Raw genomic sequence first — 2749 nt, forward strand, 5'->3', positions numbered from 1 at the left:
TGCAATAAATAACAATTTAGATGATAATACAATTCAGACAATAACTGGATTATCAGTAGAAGAAATTAAAGAACTAAGAAATAAAAATAGGGCTTAAATTATTAAATATAGTATTATATATTGTAAACTTTGCAAATTATAAAAATAAAAAATGAGACTAGGAATAAAAGTGTATTTTGAAGGAAATACACTTTTTTATTTAATGATATTTCTATAAAGCAACATTTGACGTCTAAAATGCAACATTTAACATCCAAAATGCATAAACTTAGGAAAAATATAGTAAAAAAACGCAGAATAAAGTAATATAAATAGAGACATAAAAGTATGCTAATGAAAGGACATTTAATATAGTGATTAATATCGGCATATGCGATGATACAAGAGATTCTAGACCAAATAATAAATGGTGTGATATATCGTAAAAAATGAGGCTTCTATAGCTATAATATGAATGAATATTTTAATTTACAAAGTCGTCATGTATTAACTATTATGTTGCCTATTTCATTTATAGTTGCAAAAATATTGTTTTTTCTAAAAGCTTATATAAAAAATAGTAATTATATTATAAAAACATTCAATTATATAACTATATTTTTTGCAGTTGTTTCATCTATTGCTTTTTATTTATGTAATTGGGGAGAATATTTTGCTTTTATATGGTTTCTATCTTTATTTATATCTATTATTCAGTATAATTTTATGGACAGAAAAACAAAGTATAGTTACTGTGAAAATCCTAATATACTTGAGATAATGCTTAATATTGCTTCTATACTAATAGGTATTTTTATACTACTAATACCTCACACTCAAATTTTCTTTATGATAGGAGGAGGAGACACTAAAGTAGATTTTGTATCAAAAATACTTTTGAGCATATATGGAATATTGATGATATTACTAGATAATCATATAGTATTGTTTTTTAACAAGTTTATTTATAAAACTAACAGAAGTAAATCTTAAGAAGATAAACCAACTATCTAAAAATCACACTAAAAATAGCAGCTATAACGATTTTTAGAAGAGTATACAATTTCTAGAATACGTTTTATTATTTTAAATAAATAATACTTTGAAATAGTAAATGTTTAGGAAATAGGGGGACAAGGAGCATGTTTTTTATTTATAATTGGCTAATAGAGGCTAAATCAATACGTCATTTCATTTTAAAACTAGGGTTAGGAGTATTGTATTTAATGATATGTATATTTTCAATACTAGGTATAAGTAAAATTTTAAATGAATTTATACTTGGATCTAGCAAAAACTATATTTTAATAAGTATGACCAACTCTAATTATAGAATTCTTATAGGGGCAATGATAGCAATAATAATAGTGATTACTTTATACATAGATACAAGGATTTATCTTAGAAATATAAGGATTGAAAAAGATATAAAAATTTACAATTTAGGATTTACAATAGTTCTGATAATATTTATTTCAGGTTTAGTATATTGTGCTAATAACTATTATATTTTTTATAATGATAGAATAGAGAAAAACAATATATTCGGAGTAAATAAGCACAAATATAGCTATAAAGATATACAATCAATTAATAAAGGAAACAAACATATTAGAGGATACAAATATTTATACTATAATATTAATTTTAAAAATAATGAATCAGTAAATATTGTCAATGGATTATTGCTACAACCCAATGAAACTAAGTTGGTATTAGAAATTGATAATATTATAGATAAAAATAAATAGATTGAATTCATAAATTAAGAAACTTAGTGTGTTTAAGCAATATAGTTATTAAAGTGGTGGTACCCATAGCTGCAACATAAGAGATTATCAGGTTTGTTTAAACAACAAATGAAGAAAATAGATATATGTGAGGCTCTTAATGAAGAAGGATTTTCAATAAGTTACTCAGCAAACAAGAGTATGTACCTGAAAAGAGTACATTTCTACACTGTGTAGCAGGTCTTGATAAACCTACATCAGTAAATCTAGATTTAAAGACAACTAAGGAAGTAATGGATATACTTAAGATGTGCGTAAAAGAATTCAATCAAACTTTAGTTATGATAACTCACAGTGATGAGATTGCAAATACTGCAGATAGAGTAGTAACTATAAGTGATGGAAAGATAATAGGAGATAAAGAAAAGTAAAAAACTCTATTAATTATTGAAATATCAACAACAGCTCAAGAAATTAAATAATAATGAAGAGTTGAATTTGCTTAAATAATCGTAGTTATAAAAAATAAGGATGCTGAGATATTTGTAAAAAACAAGTTCATCAGCATCCTTATTTAAATTTGAATATTATATCCAATTTATATTTTATTTATAATGTTTTCTTATAAAGGAATCTAAAATAAAAAAAATAATTAGAAAAATAAAAACAGTATAATTAGGAATTATTTGATTATGTTGAAGTATAAAAATTAAAATTAAAATAAGTGTTGCTATAATTCTACTAATAATAAAAAGCTTGTTAGTTTTCATAATTTATTGCCACCAAACCTTAGTTATTCCCCGAAAAGATTCTCCAGGTAATCCTGCTATACATGATATGTATCCTTTAGCATAATTATATCTATGTATTTTAATTTATTATTGAATAAGAATTCATAGTATAATAAAAATATATACAAATAAAGAAAGGAAGTGTAGAAATGACATATTTATTAAGTCCTAAAGTAGATTTTGTTTTTAAAAGAATATTTGGAAATGAAAAACACCCTGATATATTAATATCATTTTTAAATGCAGTTA

Annotated in this window: 3 protein-coding genes and 1 pseudogene; all 4 read left to right on the top strand. The window is 23.2% G+C overall.

What is annotated here, in order from left to right; all coding sequences use genetic code 11:
* Positions 1-450: 450 nt before the first annotated feature.
* Positions 451-972 (top strand): hypothetical protein, encoded by a 522-nt coding sequence (locus tag CHF27_RS14320; RefSeq protein ID WP_095405325.1) that lies wholly within the window; start codon positions 451-453, stop codon positions 970-972.
* Positions 973-1121: 149 nt separating this feature from the next.
* Positions 1122-1730, top strand: coding sequence for a hypothetical protein (locus CHF27_RS13560; RefSeq protein ID WP_095405324.1), 609 nt, complete (start codon positions 1122-1124; stop codon positions 1728-1730).
* A 224-nt stretch (positions 1731-1954) separates the two neighbouring features.
* A pseudogene (locus tag CHF27_RS13565) lies at positions 1955-2140 on the top strand (ABC transporter ATP-binding protein); the annotation flags it as partial.
* A 509-nt stretch (positions 2141-2649) separates the two neighbouring features.
* Positions 2650-2749 (top strand): PD-(D/E)XK nuclease family transposase (locus tag CHF27_RS13570; RefSeq protein WP_199533669.1); only part of this gene is annotated, 100 nt, incomplete at its 3' end.

It is taken from the genome of Romboutsia maritimum, from assembly GCF_002251085.2.
Lineage (GTDB): Bacteria > Bacillota > Clostridia > Peptostreptococcales > Peptostreptococcaceae > Romboutsia_B > Romboutsia_B maritimum.